10 protein-coding genes and 1 other annotated feature are annotated in these 19,528 nt (G+C 54.3%); of the genes, 5 read left to right on the top strand and 5 right to left on the bottom strand.

The genetic code is table 11. The features are described 5' to 3' along the window. The first annotated feature begins 62 nt into the window (after positions 1 to 62). Both M2108_RS22930 and pulA read left to right on the top strand, forming a co-directional pair. Positions 63 to 1,340 (top strand): MFS transporter, encoded by a 1,278-nt coding sequence (locus M2108_RS22930; protein ID WP_277471727.1) that lies wholly within the window; start codon positions 63 to 65, stop codon positions 1,338 to 1,340. 331 nt (positions 1,341 to 1,671) lie between these two features. After that, a complete protein-coding gene (pulA, locus tag M2108_RS22925) occupies positions 1,672 to 4,080 on the top strand; it encodes a type I pullulanase (RefSeq protein WP_277471728.1) in 2,409 nt (802 codons plus the stop codon). A 96-nt stretch (positions 4,081 to 4,176) separates the two neighbouring features. Here the strand turns inward: pulA and M2108_RS22920 are convergent, their stop codons facing one another. The 5 genes from M2108_RS22920 to M2108_RS22900 form a co-directional block, all read right to left on the bottom strand. Continuing rightward, positions 4,177 to 5,781 (bottom strand): sensor domain-containing diguanylate cyclase, encoded by a 1,605-nt coding sequence (locus M2108_RS22920; RefSeq protein ID WP_277471729.1) that lies wholly within the window; start codon positions 5,779 to 5,781, stop codon positions 4,177 to 4,179. A 476-nt stretch (positions 5,782 to 6,257) separates the two neighbouring features. After that, on the bottom strand, positions 6,258 to 7,430 hold the full coding sequence (locus tag M2108_RS22915) for an ABC transporter permease (RefSeq protein ID WP_068729067.1): 1,173 nt from the start codon (positions 7,428 to 7,430) through the stop codon (positions 6,258 to 6,260). Then, positions 7,430 to 8,125 carry an ABC transporter ATP-binding protein gene (locus M2108_RS22910; RefSeq protein WP_277471730.1) on the bottom strand — a complete coding sequence of 232 codons (696 nt, stop codon included), beginning with the start codon at positions 8,123 to 8,125 and terminating at the stop codon, positions 7,430 to 7,432. Before M2108_RS22910 ends, M2108_RS22915 begins: the two co-directional genes overlap by 1 nt. Continuing rightward, positions 8,122 to 9,600, bottom strand: a complete 1,479-nt coding sequence (locus M2108_RS22905; RefSeq protein WP_277471731.1) for an efflux RND transporter periplasmic adaptor subunit — start codon at positions 9,598 to 9,600, stop codon at positions 8,122 to 8,124. The genes M2108_RS22910 and M2108_RS22905 overlap by 4 nt, the downstream gene beginning before the upstream one ends. Positions 9,601 to 9,657: 57 nt before the next feature. Next, positions 9,658 to 12,255: a hypothetical protein gene (locus M2108_RS22900; RefSeq protein ID WP_277471732.1), complete on the bottom strand. Its 2,598-nt coding sequence runs from the start codon at positions 12,253 to 12,255 to the stop codon at positions 9,658 to 9,660. A gap of 259 nt (positions 12,256 to 12,514) precedes the next feature. Continuing rightward, positions 12,515 to 12,784: a binding site (T-box leader), on the top strand. 96 nt (positions 12,785 to 12,880) lie between these two features. Between M2108_RS22900 and pheS the strand changes: the two genes are divergently transcribed. The 3 genes from pheS to M2108_RS22885 all read left to right on the top strand — a co-directional run bounded on the left by pheS (position 12,881) and on the right by M2108_RS22885 (position 19,417). Further along, on the top strand, positions 12,881 to 13,915 hold the full coding sequence (pheS, locus tag M2108_RS22895; protein WP_068729059.1) for a phenylalanine--tRNA ligase subunit alpha: 1,035 nt from the start codon (positions 12,881 to 12,883) through the stop codon (positions 13,913 to 13,915). 344 nt (positions 13,916 to 14,259) lie between these two features. Further along, positions 14,260 to 16,704, top strand: coding sequence for a phenylalanine--tRNA ligase subunit beta (gene pheT / locus M2108_RS22890; RefSeq protein ID WP_277471733.1), 2,445 nt, complete (start codon positions 14,260 to 14,262; stop codon positions 16,702 to 16,704). A 205-nt stretch (positions 16,705 to 16,909) separates the two neighbouring features. After that, positions 16,910 to 19,417: a hypothetical protein gene (locus M2108_RS22885; protein WP_277471734.1), complete on the top strand. Its 2,508-nt coding sequence runs from the start codon at positions 16,910 to 16,912 to the stop codon at positions 19,415 to 19,417. The last annotated feature ends 111 nt before the right edge of the window (positions 19,418 to 19,528 follow it).

Here is a 19,528-nt window from a genome sequence, read left to right as displayed (position 1 = left end):
AGCAGCAACGAACAGCGTTCCTTATACTTAAAGCACATTCCTTAGGAAAAGGCGGAACTTATGTGCGAAAATTACAGGCTTCTCAAATGTATCTGCTGCTAGTATTCATCATGGCATTTGCAAGCAGCACTATATTCACCACCTACAGCATTTATTATGTGACTGAACTCGGGCTCCGCCCTTCTGAGCTGCTGCTGATCGGAACGGTGCTGGAAATCACAGTGCTTATCTTTGAGGGAATTACCGGTGCTGTTGCCGATTTATACAGCCGCAGACTGTCCGTGATCATAGGCGTGAGCGTCATGGGCTGCGGCTTCCTGCTGGAGGGAAGCATTGTCTGGTTTACGGGCGGGGGGGCTGACGTGCCGGCGGTTGCATGGGTAATGGCCGCGCAGCTGCTGTTCGGGCTCGGCTGGACTTTTGTCAGCGGCGCGGACACCGCCTGGATTATGGATGAGCTGGGGGAGGGAAAAGCCGGGACTCTTTTTATGCAGGCGGAAAAGGCTTCTCTTGCCGCCTCCCTTCTCGGTGCCGGAACAAGTGTGGGGTTATCGCTTGCAGCACCGAACCTGCCCTACATCGCCGGAGGTTTAATATATCTCATGCTGGGGCTTGTCCTGTTCCTACTGATGAAGGAAACAGGCTTCGTCAGGGGGAAGCGGGAAGCAGAAGCTGCTCCGTTCAAGGCATGGGCCCTTACCTGGCACAGCGGTGCTGCAGTCCTGTTCAGAAGTCCGGTACTGCTCCCGCTGGCTGCGGTAACCCTGTTCAGCGGGGCAGCCTCCGAAGGCTATGACCGGTTATGGCAAATCCACTTAATAGAAGGAATCGGGTTTCCGGACAGTGTGATCTCCATGGCAGTGTGGTTCGGAATCATCAGCGCCTCTTCTACACTGCTGGCAATACCTGCCGTGCATATGGCTGAACGCAGGATCGATATGCACAAGGAGAAGGTGCTTACGGCAGCCTTACTGGTACTGACGCTGGTCCGCATCGGGGCCATCCTGCTGCTTGCACTTGCACCGGGCTTTTACACGGCAGTGGCTGCAGTCCTGCTCCTTGCAGTGGCAGGTGCGGTCAATGAGCCGGTATACAAGACCTGGCTGAACATTAGACTGGAGAGCAGGACACGGGCAACCGTATTGTCTCTGATCAGCCAGTCTGACGCGCTTGGACAGACAGCCGGCGGACCTGCAGTCGGTTATATCGGCAGCAGGTTCTCTATCAGAGCTTCATTGCTGGCGGCTGCCGCATTGCTGTTTCCGGTCGCCGTTTTGTTCGCCAGAGTACAGCGCAAGCACAAGCAAAGCGGTCCAATATCTGCTGAATCAGACAGATAGCAGCATTTTACTGTAGCCCTGTGGCGAATTATGGACTATACTTCCGTTAGATTCGCCACTTTGCTTTTTATCTTAAATAAATGCCATAAATTGTCGATATATATTGTATAAGCAGCAGAATACGCTGCTGGACCCAAACCTGTGAACATAGTGTTACATATACTATTTTGAGCCAAGTTATTAGCTTGAACTCAGGAATAAGGCACCGCTACGCCCCGCTTGCAAATCAGTGCAAGTATGATTGTATAATGATGTGGTAATAGTTGGAATTAAATAAGGTGATCTGTTCACCGGTAAAATCAATGGTGGGCATCAGGATGGTGAGGATGTTATGAACAGTAACTATATGAATGCAGAGACAGTGCTCGAAACCTATGCAGGCAGTGATCTTGGCCTGACCTATACCGCAGCGTACAGCCAGTTTAAGGTGTGGGCTCCAACGGCGTTTACCGTTTCACTTGTATTATACGAGACTGGAGGGAACGGAACCGGATCGCCGGCGAAATTAAGCAGGGACAGCGGACGGATTGTTCCGATGCAGCGCGGGGATGGCGGCGTTTGGCAGGTACAGGTCACCGGGGATTTGAAGGGCAAGTATTATATGTACCGTACGATCTTTGAGGATGGAACGATCAATGAAGCCGCGGACCCTTATGCAACCGCTGTTTCGGCCAATGGGCTGCGTTCGGCAATTGTGGACCTGCGTGATACAGATCCGGAAGGCTGGAGCAGAGATAAGTCACCACAGCTCCCGCATCCGGCCGACGCTATCATTTATGAGCTGCATGTGCGCGATTTCTCGGCTCATGCAAGCTCGGGGATAATGAATAAGGGCAAGTTCAAGGCTTTTACCGAAACCGGTCTGCGTGATGCGGCCGGAAATCCGCTGGGCATTGATCATCTGGCTGAACTTGGCATAACCCATGTCCATCTGCTGCCGGTCTTTGATTACCAGACGGTTGATGAGCTGAATGGTACAGGTGGGGGGCCTCGTCCGGATTATTACACGGAGTACAACTGGGGCTATGACCCGCAGCACTATAATGTGCCTGAGGGCTCGTACAGCACGAATCCAAGCGATCCAGGAGCGCGCATACGCGAATGTAAGGAAATGGTGCAGGCGCTGCACAGCAAAGGCATTGCGGTGATTATGGATGTGGTCTACAACCATACTTATGCGTTCGAGAAGGGGCCTTTTGAACCGCTGGTACCGGATTATTTCTACCGCCGGGACTACCTGGGACGGTTATCGAACGGTTCGGGTGTCGGCAATGAGCTTGCCACCGAGCGGCCGATGGTCCGCAAATTTATCAAGGATTCCCTGGCCTACTGGGCTTCTGAATATCATATCGACGGCTTCCGCTTCGATCTGATGGGGCTGATGGACAGCGTGACGATCCGGGAGATTACCGAGGAGCTGCGGCTTAACATAAACCCGAATCTGCTGATTTACGGAGAGCCCTGGACTGGCGGAGATTCCCCTCTGGCTGCCAAGACGCTCAAAGGCGTGCAGCGCGGCAAAGGTTATGCGGTATTCAATGATAACTTCCGCTCAGCAATCAAAGGTGACAGTGACGGCTGGGGCAGAGGATTCGTGACCGGCGAGTACGGCAAGGAGGGGGCGATAGCCTCCGGAATCAAAGGTGCGATTCATGATTTTACCGATTCACCCGTTGAAACGGTCAATTATGTGACTGCCCATGATAATCTTAACCTGTGGGATAAAATACTGGCCTCCCAGGGTCTGAAGCAGGCAGCCGGACTGCCGGAGCTGGAGAACGGAAGGCTGAAATACGGGGGGGATCTGGAGGCGGCTGTCGGGGCAGCCGATCCGTATTTTGCCGTCGATCCGCAGAATATTCTCCGTAACGAGACGGTGCGGCGCTCGCTGCTGGCTAATGGCCTGATCCTTACGTCTCAGGGCATACCCTTTCTTCATGCCGGCGATGAAATGCTGCGCAGCAAATACGGCGATCATAACAGCTACCGCAGCCCGGATGTCATTAATGCGATCCGCTGGGACCGGAAGCAGGCATTTATGCCGGTCTTCCAGTATTATAAGGGCCTGATTGAGCTGCGCCGCAAGCATCCCGCTTTCCGTCTGCACGGGCGCCAGGAAATCGAACGTTCCCTGGAATTCCTCCGCTGTGACGGCGGTGTAGTGTCTTATATGCTGAAGGATAATGCAGGCGGCGATGTCTGGAACAATATCGTCGTTATCTTCAATGCCAATACGGAAAGTATTACGCAGAGGCTGCCTAATACCGGCGGCTGCTGGAACATTGTGGTGGATCACAGCTATGCCGCGGCGGAAGCCTTCCGGATTGCCGGTAACCAGGAGGTTCAGGTTGAAGGCCTGTCGATGATGGTGCTATACGACAGCTATGGTGAGCCTGCCCCAAGATCCAAAATCATTGAAGTCCATTATGACCGCCCTGACGGCGATTACCGCGGCTGGAACCTGTGGGTCTGGGGTACAGGCATACAGGACGGCCAGTGTGATTTCCGGCAAATGGAGAACGGGCGGGCTGTAGCCCGGATTGAAGCTGAAATGGGCGTGCAGTCCGTCGGCTATATTCTCAGACTGAATGACTGGGAAGAAAAGGCGGCGGACGGCGACCGGTTCATTGACTGCTCCGGCAGCGAAAAGCTGATCAAGGTGCTGGTTCGCGAACGCAAGCAGCCCGGCCGCGGCAATGCGGATGATCCTCTGAAGCTGAGCAGCGGACACACTGCTTAGAGAACTCAGCAGCCTGTAAGTCATTTCTGCTATTTACAAAAAGGCGTCCCTGCCGTTTCCGGCTTGAGGGGCGCCTTTTTTGTATACGCTGATGCTCTATTTAGTCTGATCTGACACTTCTTCGTCGATCAGCTCATTGTACAGGCTGGCTTCATTTCCGCCACGATTTTTGGAGCGGTACATCGCCAGATCGGCTGCGCGGAGCAGCTCGTTAATACTGGAGCCGTGCTGCGGATACAAGGCTACCCCGATGCTGGCTGAAGTGTGGAAGCTGGAGCCGTTGTTCACCGACCATGTCTTGTTGAATAATTGCAGCAGCCTCTGCAGGATTTCATCCAGCATTTCGGGACTGGTGAACCGGTGCAGCACTACGGCAAATTCATCGCCGCCGATGCGGAAGGCTTGGCCGGTCCCCTTGACGGTCTGCTGCAGCTCACGGGACAACAGCTGCAGGAACTCATCGCCGGCCAGATGGCCCAGGGTGTCGTTCAGCTGTTTGAACCGGTCGCAATCGAGCAGTGCCAGCGCAATTTCCTGTCTGCGCTCCTCCGGCTGGGTGATCAGGTTTTCCATATACATCTTGAAATGCGCCCGGTTGGGGATCGCCGTCAGATGATCGTAGAAGGCCAGCTTGTGCAGCCGTTCCTCATATTGCTTGCGCTGCGTAATTTCCCGGGAGATCAGCATGAACTGGGCCGGGAAAACCTTGCTCCCGCTGATTGGCGATACCTTCGTCTCCAGCCATACCCAGTGCCCTTCCGAGGAACGCATGCGCAGCTCCGAGATGCGGGGACTGCCTTGTACAGCGCTTTTCAGCTTGGCCCAGGATATCTCCGCCTCGCGGATATAGTTGGTGAGCGGAGAGCCTTTCTCCGGAACATAACCAAGCACGCCGGCATGTGAAGGCGAAGCATACAGGATCAGGCCGTTTGGGTCGGTCAAAATAATGAAATCCGACATCGTTTCACCGATCAGCTGGTAAAGCGATTTTTCCTCCAGCATCTGGTTCTGCAGCGATATCAGCCGGCGGCAGAGGTAAATAATGACCAGGATGAGGAGGAACAGGAACAGGGAGTAGACGGCAAAGAGAGCGCTCTTTTTCTCGCGGAATTCCAGGGTAATCTGCTGGGCGTAATTGCCGATCAGGTTTTCTGCCTCGTCCAGGCTGCTGCGCGTCTCCGTTAACTGGGTATTAATAAGAGTGGCCGAAAAGCTGTCCGGGTTCCAGTCGCTCTGTACCCGCCGGGAAATAAGATCACGGCCTGTGTCCTTCCAGGTCTCCATGGAGCTCTCGAAGCTTGCCAGCTTATCCTTTAATTCACTCAGCAGAAGCTCGCTTTGCTTCATGCCGCTGTACGGATTGTCCAGGTTGTTAATGTTATAGCTGGCCATAGTAAGGCGCTGCCGGATCTGGGAGTTGTTGTCTTCAAAATCCTGGGCGAACAGGCTGCGCTGCTCGCTTGTAATGTTCGGGCTCATTGCCGCATGAAGGGAGACTGCACCCTGGTAAAGGTCGCGGTCAGCGTTCAGAATCAGCTCCGAGTTCTGGTATACGTCACTGTACAGGGAATCTGAAAGCCTATTCATTGTAGCATTCAAGTACAGCAGGGAAGCGGTACTGATAACGACCAGAAGCACCGGGATAGCGGCAAATACAATAATTAATCTGCGTGTGTTGTTATTCTTGGATAAACCTGCCACTGTCATCCTCTCCCCGCATCAAACTTAAAAACTCATTGCTGTGTACAGAAAACATGCGGTGCTGTTCCACTGCGGAGCTAGGCCCTTCAGGGACTGGAGGAGGGGTCATTCAAAAGTCACAGGAAAGCTTAGCTTCCGTACGATTAACGATTCTTCTCATCCGTCAGATTGCCCGCTTCAACTGCCAAATGGGGCGGAATGTCTGCAGGCAGCATATGTATTACGATAACGTCTTACAACCGGAAATATGCGGAATTCCGGGGTTTCCGGAACTGCATACAACCGGCAAAGGGGAACGTATAAACAAATCTTACAACAAATTTTTAAATTATGTATTGAACCCTACAGACTATTTCTATTCCGGCCCTTGAATCCTATTACCCATCTTTTCTGTAAACGATACTCCTTAAGGCAGATAAAAAAATCCGCAAAGCCAGGTTCAGGGGCTTTACGGATTATGTTAGCATTCGCCGGGGTTAATCGTTGCGGAGCGCATAAATCGGGCGCATTCTTGCCGCTTTGTTCGCAGGAATCATTCCGAACACGATTCCGATGATCAGCGAGAACGAGAAGGAGATCAGGACCATGTTCCAGGATGTCGCTACATTCATCGAGGTATAATTGCCTACCGCCCAGCTGGCTCCAAGACCCAGGCCGACACCGATCAGGCCGCCTAAGCCGCTTAATACGACAGATTCGATCATGAACTGCATGAGAATATTTATTTTCTTGGCGCCGATGGCTTTACGGATACCGATCTCACGGGTCCGCTCATTCACGGAGACAATCATAATGTTCATGATGCCGATACCGCCGACAAACAGTGAGATACCGGCAATCCCGCCCAGAGCGAGCGAAAGCGTGGCACTGGTCTCGTTAACGGTCTCAAGCATCTCCTGGGAATCAAAGACAGAGTAGGCATTCTCCGCTGAACTGAATTTGGCGTCCAGGGTGGACTCCAGCTTGGTTTTGACTTCCTCCACGTTCCCGTTGGAGGTCGTGGTAATGGTAATGGAGCGAACCCCTTTGCTCTGTAGGAACCGTTCTGCAGTGGAGATTGGAATCAGAATCTTCTCGTCACTGGAGCCGCCGCTGGTGCTGCCCTTGCTCTCCAGCAGGCCGACGATTTTAAAGCTCGTCCCGTTCAGCTGTATTCTTTCACCGACCGGGCTGTCAGTGCCGAATAAATCCTCAGCCGTGTCCGAACCGATTAAGGCGACCTTCTGGCGGTACTCGGTATCAATATCAAGCAGGAAGCGGCCGGACTGTACATGGAAATTCTGTACATCCTCATAGGCGGGCGTAATTCCTTCTACCGATACCGAGACGTTTTCGGTTCCGTGCTTGGCAGTAACATTGCCGCTGATGACAGGAGAGACATTCTCCACACCTTCAATCTCTCCAAGAGCAAGCGCCTCCTCGTAGGTCAGGGAGGTGGTTGCTCCTCGTCCCATAATGCTAACTGTCAGCTGGTTAGTCCCCAGTGAGCTTAACGATTCCGTAATTTGCGAAGTCGTTCCCTGCCCGACAGAAACAAGCGCAATAACGGATGAAACCCCGATGATGATTCCAAGCATAGTCAGAAAAGCTCTCACTTTACTGCTGAGGATGCTCTTAATGGCCATTTTCATACTTTGATACAGCATCATTATCTGGCAATCCTCCGATCTTCAACGAGGCTGCCATCCTGTATGCGGATGATCCGTTTGGCCTGTTCGGCAATTTCGAGGTCATGCGTGATGAGGATGATGGTGTGTCCCTGCTCATTCAGCTCTTTGATCATCTGGAGAACTTCCTTGCCTGTTCTGGAATCAAGGGCGCCGGTCGGCTCATCTGCAAGCAGGATCGGCGGAGTTCCGGCCAGTGCGCGGGCAATGGCGACACGCTGCTGCTGGCCGCCCGACAGCTCTGAGGGCCGGTGGTCGATCCGTTCTTCAAGGCCGACCCTGATCAGTGCATTGCGGGCAACCTCCCGGCGTTCCCGGTGGGAGACCCCCCGGTAGATGAGGGGGAGCTCTACATTTTCTACTGCCGACAGCTTGGGCAGAAGGTTAAAGTTCTGAAAGATAAAGCCGATTTTTTCATTGCGGATCTGGGCCAGTTTGTTGTCCGATAATTTACGGACTTCCTGCCCGTCCAGCAAATAATCGCCTTCGTTGGCTATATCAAGGCAGCCCAGCATATTCATCAATGTGGATTTGCCGGAGCCGGAAGGGCCGATAATCGCCACGAATTCACCGTGTTCAATCGTAAAACTGAGGCCTTTGAGAATGGTCATGGATTCACCGGCCATGACGTACCGGTGAATCATGTTCTCGACCTTAATCAGCGGCTGCGTACTCATTGACGGCCACCGCCCATGCCGCTGCCGCTGCCGCCGCCGGATGGCGGGCCGCCTGTGCCGCCGCTAAAGCCGCCGCCGCTGAAGCCGCCTGTACTGAAACCGCCTGTACTGAAACCGCCCATACCTCCCATGCCGCCCATCTGGGACTGTCCGCTACTAGTGGAGCTGCCTGTGCTGATAACGGTCGGGATAACCACTTCATCGCCTTCGGACAGTCCGCTGACGATTTCAATGTTGCTCTCATCATGTATGCCGACTGTGACCTCAACCCGCTTCTGGCCGGAAGCTGTGTTTGAGCTGCTTCTGCCGCCCATTTGACCGCCGCCCGGGAAGCCGCCGCTTGGAGCCCCGCTCGGGAAGGTGCCTCCGCGGCCTTCACCGCCAGAAGCCTTCCCGCCAGTTGCACCTTCGGCAGAAGCTTCCCCGCCAGCAGGAGCCGCACCGTCAGGCGCTTGCCCGCCAGCTGCACCGCCGGCAGGAACATCGCCGCCAGGCATTTGCCCGCCAGCAGTGTCACTTGTTGCGCCGGTTTCACTGCCGTCACCTTCCGTCACTGGAACATTAACGTAATATTTTCCGTTCATCTCGGATACGGCTTCGATCGGTACGGTTAATACATCGTTCTTTTCTTCAATCGTGATTGCCACTTCGGCGGACATCCCGACCAGTACGCCTTCGGATTCATTCAGGCCTACGGTCACATCAAAGAGGGAGACGCCGTTGGAGGAGGTGCCTTCTTTGGCGATCTCAATGACTTTACCTTCAAACTCCTGGTCCTCCAGGGCATCGAGTGTAATGGTCGCAGACTGGTCAAGCTTAATATTCGGGATGTCCAGTTCGTCCACCTGAACAGTAACGCTGAGGTTTTCGTAATCGGTCATGGTGAACAGCTCCGAGCCGTTTTGGGCCTGTTCGCCGTCCGTAATGTTGACTGCTGTAATCGTGCCGTCCATCGGAGCGGTCAACGGGCCTTGAGGAAGCATATCCTCCTCAAGGTCGGCGATGGATTCCTGCTGCCCGGCTATGTCGCTTTCCACTTTTTCGATCGCCTTTTTGGCAGAAGCCAGCTCTTCCTCCGTAGCATTGTTCATCGCCAGCGTTTTGTAATTTTCCTGCTTGTCCGTAAGGTCCGTCTTCAGGCTGGTCAATGATTTCTCGGCCTCTTTCATTTTGTCGCTCATGTCGCTGGCTACAAAAGTGATCAGCACATCGCCTTTTTTAACGACATCGCCCTTAGCCACCATAACCTGATCGACCTCCCCGGCTTCCTTGGTCCGGATGCTGCCGGTATTGATCGGTGAGATCGAGCCGGAACCTGACACTCCGTTAAGGATGTTGCCTTTTGCCACAATGGCGGTATTCAGAGGAGCCGCACTGGCCTCCTTGCCGGCATCCGGCCACAGCACATAAGCCAGGACACCTGCGATTGCCACTACTACGATACTTGAAGCGATAATCACTTTTTTCTTCTTCATTCAAGGGCCTCCATCTTGCTCAATATTGAATATAAAAATTGCAGGGCTGCCTAAATATTAAGATGCGCTATCTGCTGTAGTATCGCTAGTACCAGTGCTTGTGCTGCTGTCTGTATCTTTGTCCTTGTCATCGTCTGTTGCCGAAGCAGGCTGGGTAACGGTAATGTCGTAAACCTGGCTGCCCAGCTCAATCCGCTGGCCCTGGAATTCATCGTACAGAGTCAGCCTGTAGTTTCCGCCGTTAAGGGTCTTGAAAAGGGTGCTGCTGATCGTCGTGGTGTACAGGCTGTTGCTGCCGACAATCAGGTCGGTGCCGAGCGTTAGCGTCTTTTCATAGAATTGCCCATAAGGATCGATGAAGTGCAGCACCAGCTTATGGCCGTATGTACCAGTCTGGTAAGTGGAATCCTGTGTCAGGTTATAATTGAATGACAAGGTAAGATTGGTATTTCCTGCAGTCAAACTGCCCGCAGAATTGGTAATCGTAAGAGCGTAAGGGAACATAGATACTCCGTTGTTCAGATTCGTCTGCGAGCTTACAGTTGTAACGTTCAAGGCCAGCGCGGCAGTATTCACGTATCCGGTAGCTTCCGTTCCGGCTGCAGCAAGCTTGCCGCCCGCAACGCCCTGTCCGATATAGAGCTGGAGGGAAGAGGTGTCCACTGTGGATGGCACATTCGCCGAGAAGGTGACCAGTGTTTTGCCGGCTGCGCCGGTAGGCAGCTCAGACTGATTAACATCGGCTTCAAAATATTGCCCGTCCGCCGTCCGGAAGGAGGCATACAGCCTGGCCAGGTTCGTCTGGCGGGATTCCTCGCTGTTCATCTCTATTTCGGTGTATACCGTCTTCGAGCTGCTGCCGGTATACACCGTGGTCAGCCGCTCCTGAATGCTCGCTTTTTTACCGGTTGCCGTGATTTTGAATGATGAACCTGCCGCCAGCGGGCTGAGGCTGGTTACCGCCCCGTCGCTTGTGCTCAAAGAAAGGAACTGTCCGGACGTTTCCTGGAGAATGATCTTGGTCTGGCTGTAGTCGAGCGTGTATGGAATATGGGCCAATACGGTAAGCTGTGCACTTTCACCAGGCGCAAGGATGGACACGTCATTGTCAATAACGACCTGGGTTGAGGAGGTCAGATCATTCAAATCTGCCTTCAAAATACCTGTCAGCTTGGGCAGCGTGATCGTCTTGGAGGTGCTGTTCCGGATGCTTAGCTTGGCCTGGACAAGGTCCTCATCGCCCCAGGGCAGACGCTCCAGAGACTGCAGGGTAACGCCGAACGTCCCGTAATTGTTGATAACACTGGCCTCGGAGGTGATGTGAGTGTTGCTCTCGAGCTTATATGGAATTTTGAAATAGGCTACCGGCAGCATGATTTTGCCGGAATTATCTGCGGCGGCTGGCGGTATGACCTGAAGCTGCAGGGTATCCTGGGCGAGCTCAAGCGGAACGCTGGCGGTAAGCTCGATCAGCTTTTCTTCCAGCGGCTTCAGCGTAAGGCTGTTGAAGGCGTCAGTCGTGACCGGGAAGGTATAGCCTTCCGCTGATTTGACCGAAAGCACGTAGGCAGGCAAAGTCACTGCTGTGCTGCCTGTATTTTTGACCCGGAACTGGTACGTCCAGATTCCGTTCTCATTCTCGGCATAGACGGCCGCTGATTTCAGCTGCATATCAACCACATTGCTGTCGACGGATACTTTTTTGATCGCACCGGCAGCAACTGTGAAGTCAGCAGTAACCGGAGTCGGCAATGAATAAGAGGCCACCGGCAGGTACAGCTTGAGGCCTTCATCCAGCTTGGCAATCTGCAGCTCCATTTTGGAAGTGTTCATGTAGGCCGGGATTTCGGTCATGAAATACAGCGTCTTTTTTTGCTGCGGCTGAATCTTGTATTCAGAGCTGCTCTCATCCAGCGCAAGTGTAAATACCGAACCGCCGGAGGACTTCAGATACATGCTGTATCCCGGATCGCTCAGCACCCTGGTACCGAGATTCGTAATGCTATAGCCAACCTTGGCATAGACTTTTCCGTTATATTTGTAGATTTGCAGCGAGCTGGCCTGAGTAGTGACGGGAACGCTGCCCAGCTCGGTTTTCTTGCTCTCCCCCTGAAGCGCTGCGGCTGAATAGTTTGAAGGAACGGTAAAGGTGCCGATCCGCTGCTCATAATTGGCTGCGCTGAAATTCCAGCCGTACATATTGATTTTGAGCCCTTTTACGCTGACGGCTTTGCCGATATTCGCGTAGTATGTAATACTCTTTGTTTCTTTCCCGGCGATTTTTTTGACCGTGCTGTCTGCGGAGACAGCCGTTCCCTTGATCACGCTTCCCCCGGTTGTAACAACCTTGGAGAAGTAATTGACCAGATTGACGCTGGTGCTTGAGCTGTTGGTGTAAGTAAGGGTATACGTTAAAATATTTCCGCTGTCCTGAGCGAACACCCGGGCATCGCTAAGCTTGACGCTAAAGGACGCTCCCAGATTTATCGGGCTCAGCTTGGCGAGCGTTGAGATTTCGGTTACGGCAGCCGTCGTTTTGGCTGCTGCTGTGCCGGCGGCGGCCGCATATGCTGCAGATCCCGTAAATCCGGGGAACTGGCTTACGGCAAATGTGCTGAGTAATAACAGAACATAAGCCTTACTTCGTTTATGCATGAATTTCCCTCCCTGTTTAAAAACCGGCAGTATCCTTTTTTCGCATAGAAAAACAGGTTAGCCCGGCCTTACTAATTAGGAAAAATATCAAGATTCGCTGAATGTCCGCTGAAAAAAAACCGGAAAAAGCTTTTTGAAACTTAAAGGAAGATTAAAATCAGATAAAAATTTGCCTAATTTTAGATCCGCTTGTCAAAAGTCTTATTTTTGCTTATACTATTGAGGCATATCTTTATGAAGATGAATACGTATAATCTGAACAAATGCAGTGATGGAGACAAGTACGCAGTGCCTGGCCAACAGGGAGGAGACGCCGGAGATTGAGAGCGTTTCTGGGAGAGCAGAGCTGCCGAAGTTCACTCCGGAGCAGTTCCCTGAATTTCATTCAGTAGGGGATACCGGCCGCAGACCGTTATTTCTGTTAAAGTGAGACATGTCTTTACCATGCCGTAAGAGGGAATACCTCTCTTAGAGGGATATGGTGCAGCTTGTCTAACAAGGGTGGTACCACGGTCTTTTCGTCCCTTTCCGGGAGAAAAGGCCTTTTTTTGTTGATCCGGTCCTGTTTAGAACGGGTGCCGGTTCAACTTGTACAATACGATGATTAAAGGGGGCAGTGCATGCCATGAAAGAAAAGCTGGAAGCATTGAAGGTCGAGGCCTTGGCTAAGCTGCAGGAGGTTACCGATCCGCAGGCGCTGAATGATTTGCGTGTCAAATATCTGGGCAAAAAGGGTGAGCTGACTGAGGTTCTGCGCGGAATGGGAGGACTGAGCGCCGAGGAGCGGCCAGTGATCGGCCAGGTGGCGAACCTGGTGCGCAGCGCCATTGAAGAGATTATTACAGCCAAGCAGGAGGCCTTCCAGCAGCAGGAGACGCTGAACCGTCTGCAGGCTGAAAAGGTAGACGTTACCCTGCCGGGCCGCACTCTGCCGCAGGGCGGCATCCATCCGCTGAACCGGGTTGTTCAGGAGATCGAGGATATTTTCATCGGCATGGGATACAAGGTCGCTGAAGGTCCGGAGGTGGAGACAGACTACTACAACTTCGAAGCGCTCAATCTGCCCAAGAACCACCCGGCGCGCGACATGCAGGATTCCTTCTATTTAACAGAGGACCTGCTCATGCGTACCCAGACCTCTCCGGTACAGGTCCGCACCATGCAGGCGATGAAGGGCGAAACTCCGGTCAAAATCATCTGTCCCGGCAAAGTGTACCGCCGCGATGATGACGATGCGACCCACTCCTTCCAGTTCCACCAGATTGAAGGTCTCGTCATCGGCAGCAAAATCCGTATGAGCGACCTCAAAGGAACGCTGAACCAGTTCGTGAAGGAAATGTTCGGGCCGGCTACAGGCATCCGTCTGCGCCCTAGCTTCTTCCCGTTCACCGAGCCGAGCGTTGAAGTCGATGTCAGCTGCTTCAAATGCGGCGGCGACGGCTGCCGTCTGTGCAAGCAGAGCGGATGGCTGGAGATTCTCGGCGCAGGTATGGTACACCCGAACGTGCTTAGAATGGGCGGCTACGACCCTGAGAAATACAGCGGCTTCGCTTTCGGTATGGGCGTGGAACGGATCGCGATGCTGAAATACGGAATCGACGACATCCGCTACTTCTACACTAACGATATGGGCTTTGTGAAGCAGTTCAAGGGGATATAGATTTTTGGCGGGGCTGCGGGCTGGGGCGGTAGATTATGAAAGGTAAGCGCAGCGATGGTTTGGCTTTTAAGGATAATATTATATAGGAACGACCGGAAGGGAATTTTGGAACTGTAGGAGCGGTAGCGTCCGCCTTTGTCTGCGGATTTCTACCGCATACAGCGGTTCAATCAGGAAATCTGCAGACAACAGCGGCCGGAAGTCCAAACATTCCCTGGAGGAAGTACGGATATACAAGAATATTTTAAAAGTGAAATTGGGAGTGCGGACTTTTCTATTTCCCGGACAGCAAGCAGACCCGGCAGGTAGATAAATACATCTGAAACAAAAGGAAGTGAGCGGACATGAAAGTATCAACCGGATGGCTGACCGATTATATATCGTTAGAGGGAGTAACCGCTGAAGAGCTGGCGGACAAAATTACTACTGCAGGCATTGAGATTGACGGCGTGGAGCGCCGCAACAAAGGACTGTCCGGGATTGTAACCGGATATGTGAAATCCAAAGAAAAGCACCCGGATGCCGACAAGCTGAACGTGTGTATCGTTGATGCCGGACAGGGCGAGGATCTGCAGATCGTCTGCGGAGCGAAGAACGTGGCCGCCGGCCAGAAGGTTCCCGTTGCCCTCGTTGGCGCCAAGCTGCCGGGTCTGGAGATCAAGAAGGCGAAGCTGCGCGGCGTCCTGTCACAGGGCATGATCTGCTCGGCCAAAGAGCTGGGCCTGAACGACAAGCTGCTGCCGAAAGAGCTGCAGGAAGGCATTCTGGTGCTGCCGGAGAACACGGAAGTCGGCCAGGATATTCTAAAGGTGCTCGGCCTGAACGACGAGATTCTGGAATTTGACCTGACGCCGAACCGCTCCGACTGTCTCAGCATGATTGGTGCAGCGTATGAAGTGAGCGCCATTCTGGGCCGTGACCTGAAGCTGCCTGATCCTGCTGCTGAACTGGTTGAAGCCGGAGGCAAAGCTTCTGACTCCATTTCTGTTCAGATCGAGAACGAGGAATTCTGCAGCCATTATGCGGTGCGTTATATTTCCGGAGTGAAGCCTGCTCCATCGCCGCTGTGGATTCAGAACCGTCTGATGGCTGCAGGAGTGCGCCCGATCAACAACATCGTAGACATTACAAATTACGTCATGCTTGAATACGGCCAGCCGCTGCATGCTTTTGACGGAGACAAAGTGGAAGGCGGCGTGCTGGGAGTACGCTTTGCCCGTGAAGGCGAAGTACTGACTACCCTTGACGGCCAGGAGCGTAAGCTGGAGCCGCAAATGCTGGTTATCGCCGATAGAGCCAAATCGGTGGCTCTGGCTGGTGTAATGGGCGGTCTGGACACGGAAGTAACGGCAGAGACCGTTAATATCATTCTGGAGTCGGCCCGGTTCGAGGGCGGCACCGTACGCAAGACTTCCCGCCAGCTTGGCCTGCGTTCGGAAGCCTCCCTGCGCTTCGAGAAGCAGGTTGATCCGAAAGCGGTCATTCCGGCACTGAACCGTGCCGCAGCCCTGATCGCCCGTTATGCCGGCGGCGCAGTGCATGAAGGCATTGTGCAGGCAGGCAGCGATTCTGCTCCGGAGAAAATTCTGACGCTCTCGCTTGAGAAGCTGAACAACTATCTGGGTACAGAGCTTTCACTGCTGGAAGTGAAGACACTGTTCGGACGACTGAGCTTCAAGTGCGGCGATGCCGCGCAAGGACTGGTTGAAGTACAGGTGCCTTCCCGGCGCGGAGACATCAGCTACGATGTGGACCTGATTGAAGAGGTAGCCCGTTTGTACGGCTATGATAATATTCCGACAACCCTGATTGAAGGGGTTACGACTCCGGGAGCCCTGACAGCCCGGCAATCCGTCCGCCGTGAACTGCGCCGTATGCTGGCTCTTGGCGGCTACCAGGAAGTAATGGGCTATTCCTTCATCCAGCCGGAGCAGAGCAAGCTGTTCCCTGCGTTCTCCGCAGGCGAGCAGGCTGTGAAGCTGGCAATGCCGATGAGCGAGGAGCGCAGTGTGCTGCGCACCAGCCTGCTGCCGCAGCTGCTGGATATTGCCCTCTATAATACGAACCGCCGGCAGAGTGATCTGGCGCTGTTCGAGATCGGCAATGTGTTCTTCACTGACGAAGAACAGCTTACCCGCCAGCCGCGTGAGCTGCCGGTACTGGGGCTGCTGCTGAGCGGAACCCGTACAGCCAAACAATGGAATATAACGGCTGAACCTGTTGATTTCTTCGATCTCAAGGGAGCACTGGAGAGCGTATTTGCTTATCTTGGGCTCACCGGACGTATTGTATATGAAGGCAATGCGCCGCAGGATTATCATCCGGGCCGTTCCGCTTCCATTTATCTGCTTGAAGGAGCAGGACGTACGCTGATTGGCACGATGGGCCAGCTTCATCCGGAACTGCAGCATAAGCTTGACCTTGAGGATACCTATGTGGCTGAGCTGCTGCTGCAGCCGCTGTATGACAACGCCCGGACTAATCTGCAGTACAGTGAACTGCAGCGCTTCCCGGGGATGGAACGGGATATTGCCGTTGTAGTCGATGAGGCTGTTCCTGCCGGCCATCTGCTGGACGTTATCCGTGAGAACGGCGGAACGCTGCTGCAGAACGTACAGGTATTCGATGTCTATACCGGCGGTAAAATGGAGAGCGGCAAAAAGAGCGTGGCCATCTCCCTCCTGTACCGCCATACAGAGCATACACTGACGGATGAAGAGGTATCAGAAGTGCACGAAAAGGTTGTCTCCGCGCTTCAGCAAAGTTTTGGTGCAGAATTAAGAAAGTAGCAGGAATTGTGCAAAGCCGCAGCGAATCCAATTAGACCGGGATTCGCGCGGCTTTTCCTATACACATCTTTTAGTACAAAAGTGCGGGGTACCGGCAGAATTTATTCAATAAGACGGTTGTTTTGCCAAATGTCCAGAAATCACGATACAATAGGAGCAGGGCAATCAGCTTAGAATCCGCACACATACAAAGGAGGGCACAACTGTGGCTATGGACCGGACCCGTGTCGCCGTGGAGATATATGGAACTTCCTATAAATTAGTCGGAAGCAGCAGTGAATATATGAAACAAGTGGCCCGTTATGTGGACGAGCATATGCAAGCCATTTCTAAATCCCATTCCAGACTGGATACCCCGCGGATCGCGGTGCTTGCAGCCGTACATATGGCAGAGCAGGCCATCCAGGTTCAGGACTTCAAAAATGAACTAAATATGCTGACCGGTGAGCGTACTGAGCTGCGGGTAGAGGTGTCACGCCTCCTGGAAGTCCAGCGCGAACGGCAGGAAGAATATGAACGGCTAAGGGAGTCGGCCAAGGCGGAAGCCGCCCGGCTGGTAGCTGAAGCTGAAGAGGAACGCAAGCGTCACCTGGATAATCTGGAGCAGGAACGTAAGGCTCATGCCGAGCAGCTGCAGCAGGCGGAGCAGGCGGCGGCAGCTGCCCGGGAGAAGCTTGCAGAAGAGCTGCAGGCCCGTGAGGCGGAGCTGCAGGAGCTGCGCAAGGTCTATGAGCAGGAACAGGCTGAAAGCCGCGATAGCCACAGGCAGGAGCTGGCGGCACTTGATGAGGCCCGCCTGCAGCAGCTTGATGAACTGAGGGCGGCGCATGCGGAGGAGCTGAATAACCTCCGTGATACACTGCTGCAGGAGAAAGCGGAAACGCTGTCTCAGCTGGAGCAGGAGCTGGCGCAGACCCGGGAATCGCTCGGCGGGGAAGTTGTAGAGATCCGCGCCGTGCTCAGCAAGGAGCTTGCAGATACCAAGGCAGCGCTTGAGAAGGAGCTTAGCGGTGAGCGGGAAGCGCTGCAGAAGGAGCAGACCAAGAACAAGGAGCTCCGGCAGTCCCAGGGCACACAGGAGCACCGCCACAAGCAGCAGCTTCAGGAGCTGGACAAGCAGCTTAATGAGCTGCGCGGAGGTACGGGACAGCTTCAGTCACGGCTGCGTGCGGCCGAAGCGGGGCTTAAGAGTGAACGCGATGCCCGGCAGAGTCTGCAGGCCGAGTATGAAGCGGCTGTAGCCCGGGGAGAGCAGCTCGCCGGGGAGCAGCGGACTTCAGCCGAGCAGCTTGCGCTGCTGAATGGGCAGCTGGAAGAGCTGCATCTGCGTTATGATGAGACGCAGAACGATGCGGCCGGACTCAGGGATGCCCTGCTGGAGGCTGAGGAGCGGCTGAGCCGCTCCGGGGAAGAGCTGCAGTCGGCAACAGAGCTTGCTGAGCTGGTCAACGCGGAGCTTGAAGAGCTGCGTCAGCGCCATGAGCAGGAGCTGAGGGACTCAGCCGGTCTGCGTGAGCGACTTGGGCAGGCAGGCCAAGAGACAGCAGAGCTGCGCAGTCTGCTGCAGGAGAAGGAAGCCGCGCTCGGCGAGGCGCGCAGGGAACTGCAGTCGTCCGCAGAGCTGCAGACGCTGCTGAGCGACGAGCTAGAAGAGCTGCGCCAGCAATATGAGCAGGCAGGCAGTGAAGCGGCGGAGCTGCGCAGTCTGCTGCAGGAGAAGGAAGCCGCGCTCGGCGAGGCTCGCAGGGAACTGCAGTCGTCCGCAGAGCTGCAGACGCTGCTGAGCGGCGAGCTGGAAGAGCTGCGCCAGCAGTATGAGCAGGCAGGCAGTGAAGCAGCGGAGCTGCGCAGCGAACTCGGAAGAGCCGGGGCGGAGCTGAGCCGTCTGCAGGATGAGCTTGCCCGTACAGAAGCAGAGGCGCGGAACTGGCAGGAGCTAGCTGATAAGCATATGGCAGATATCGGCGAACTTGAAATGAGCCTGCTGGAAGCGGAAGAGCGGGCAGATTCGCTGCAGCACGGGATAGAAGCTCTGCGCAGCCAGGCTCTGGAAATGCAGCAGAAGCTTGAACGCGAGGCCGGCCAGCGGGCGGAAGCCGAGCTTGAGTCTGCCGCTCAGCGTGAAGACGCAGCGGAAGTACGCAAGCAGCTTGCGGCTTTGCGCAGCCGGTACGAGGACTTGATTGCACAGTATGACGACCTGCTGCAGGACAAAGAGCAGCTGGAAGAAAGATACAGCCTGCTGGAGGCCGAAACCGAGGAAACGGCACGGCGCTTTGAAGAGCTGTCCGAGGCTGCCCGTGAAGCTGCAGCGGCAGCTGCCGGACAGCAGGAAGCAATCCGGGAGGCACGCGAGAATGAAGCTTCCTGGAAGCAGCAGTATGAAGAGCTGCAGCAGCGGGAAGCACAGTGGAGCGGAACGGAAGCCGCTCTGCGCGAGGAAATCGAGATCTGGCAGCAGGAAGCCGGGGAGGCAGAGGCACAGGCCAAAGCGTTAAGCGAGGCACAGCGTGAAGCGCAGCAGCAGCTGGATGAGATCGGGGAGCATTTTGAACTGACCCAGAGCCAGCTTCGGCTGATGCAGGCACAGTTCGAGCTCAGAGAGGGCGAGCTGGACAAGCTGGCCAAGGAACACCGTGAGCTTCAGGCGGAATATGCCAAGCTGCAGAATGAATATAATGAATGGATTCAATTGATCGAGCAGGACAGTTGAATGGCGGATGCAAGGCAAAGAGGCTGTCCCATAAGTAGATATTCTACTGGTAGTGACAGGCTCATTCTCTTCTCAAAAGTCTAAAATTTAAACAGAGCAGCGATTCTCCTG

This window comes from Paenibacillus sp. PastM-3 (genome assembly GCF_029893965.1).
In the GTDB taxonomy this organism is placed as follows: domain Bacteria; phylum Bacillota; class Bacilli; order Paenibacillales; family Paenibacillaceae; genus Paenibacillus_AQ.
The sequence above is the reverse complement of the archived record's forward strand: the minus strand, read 5'-3'. Positions and strand labels throughout refer to the sequence as shown.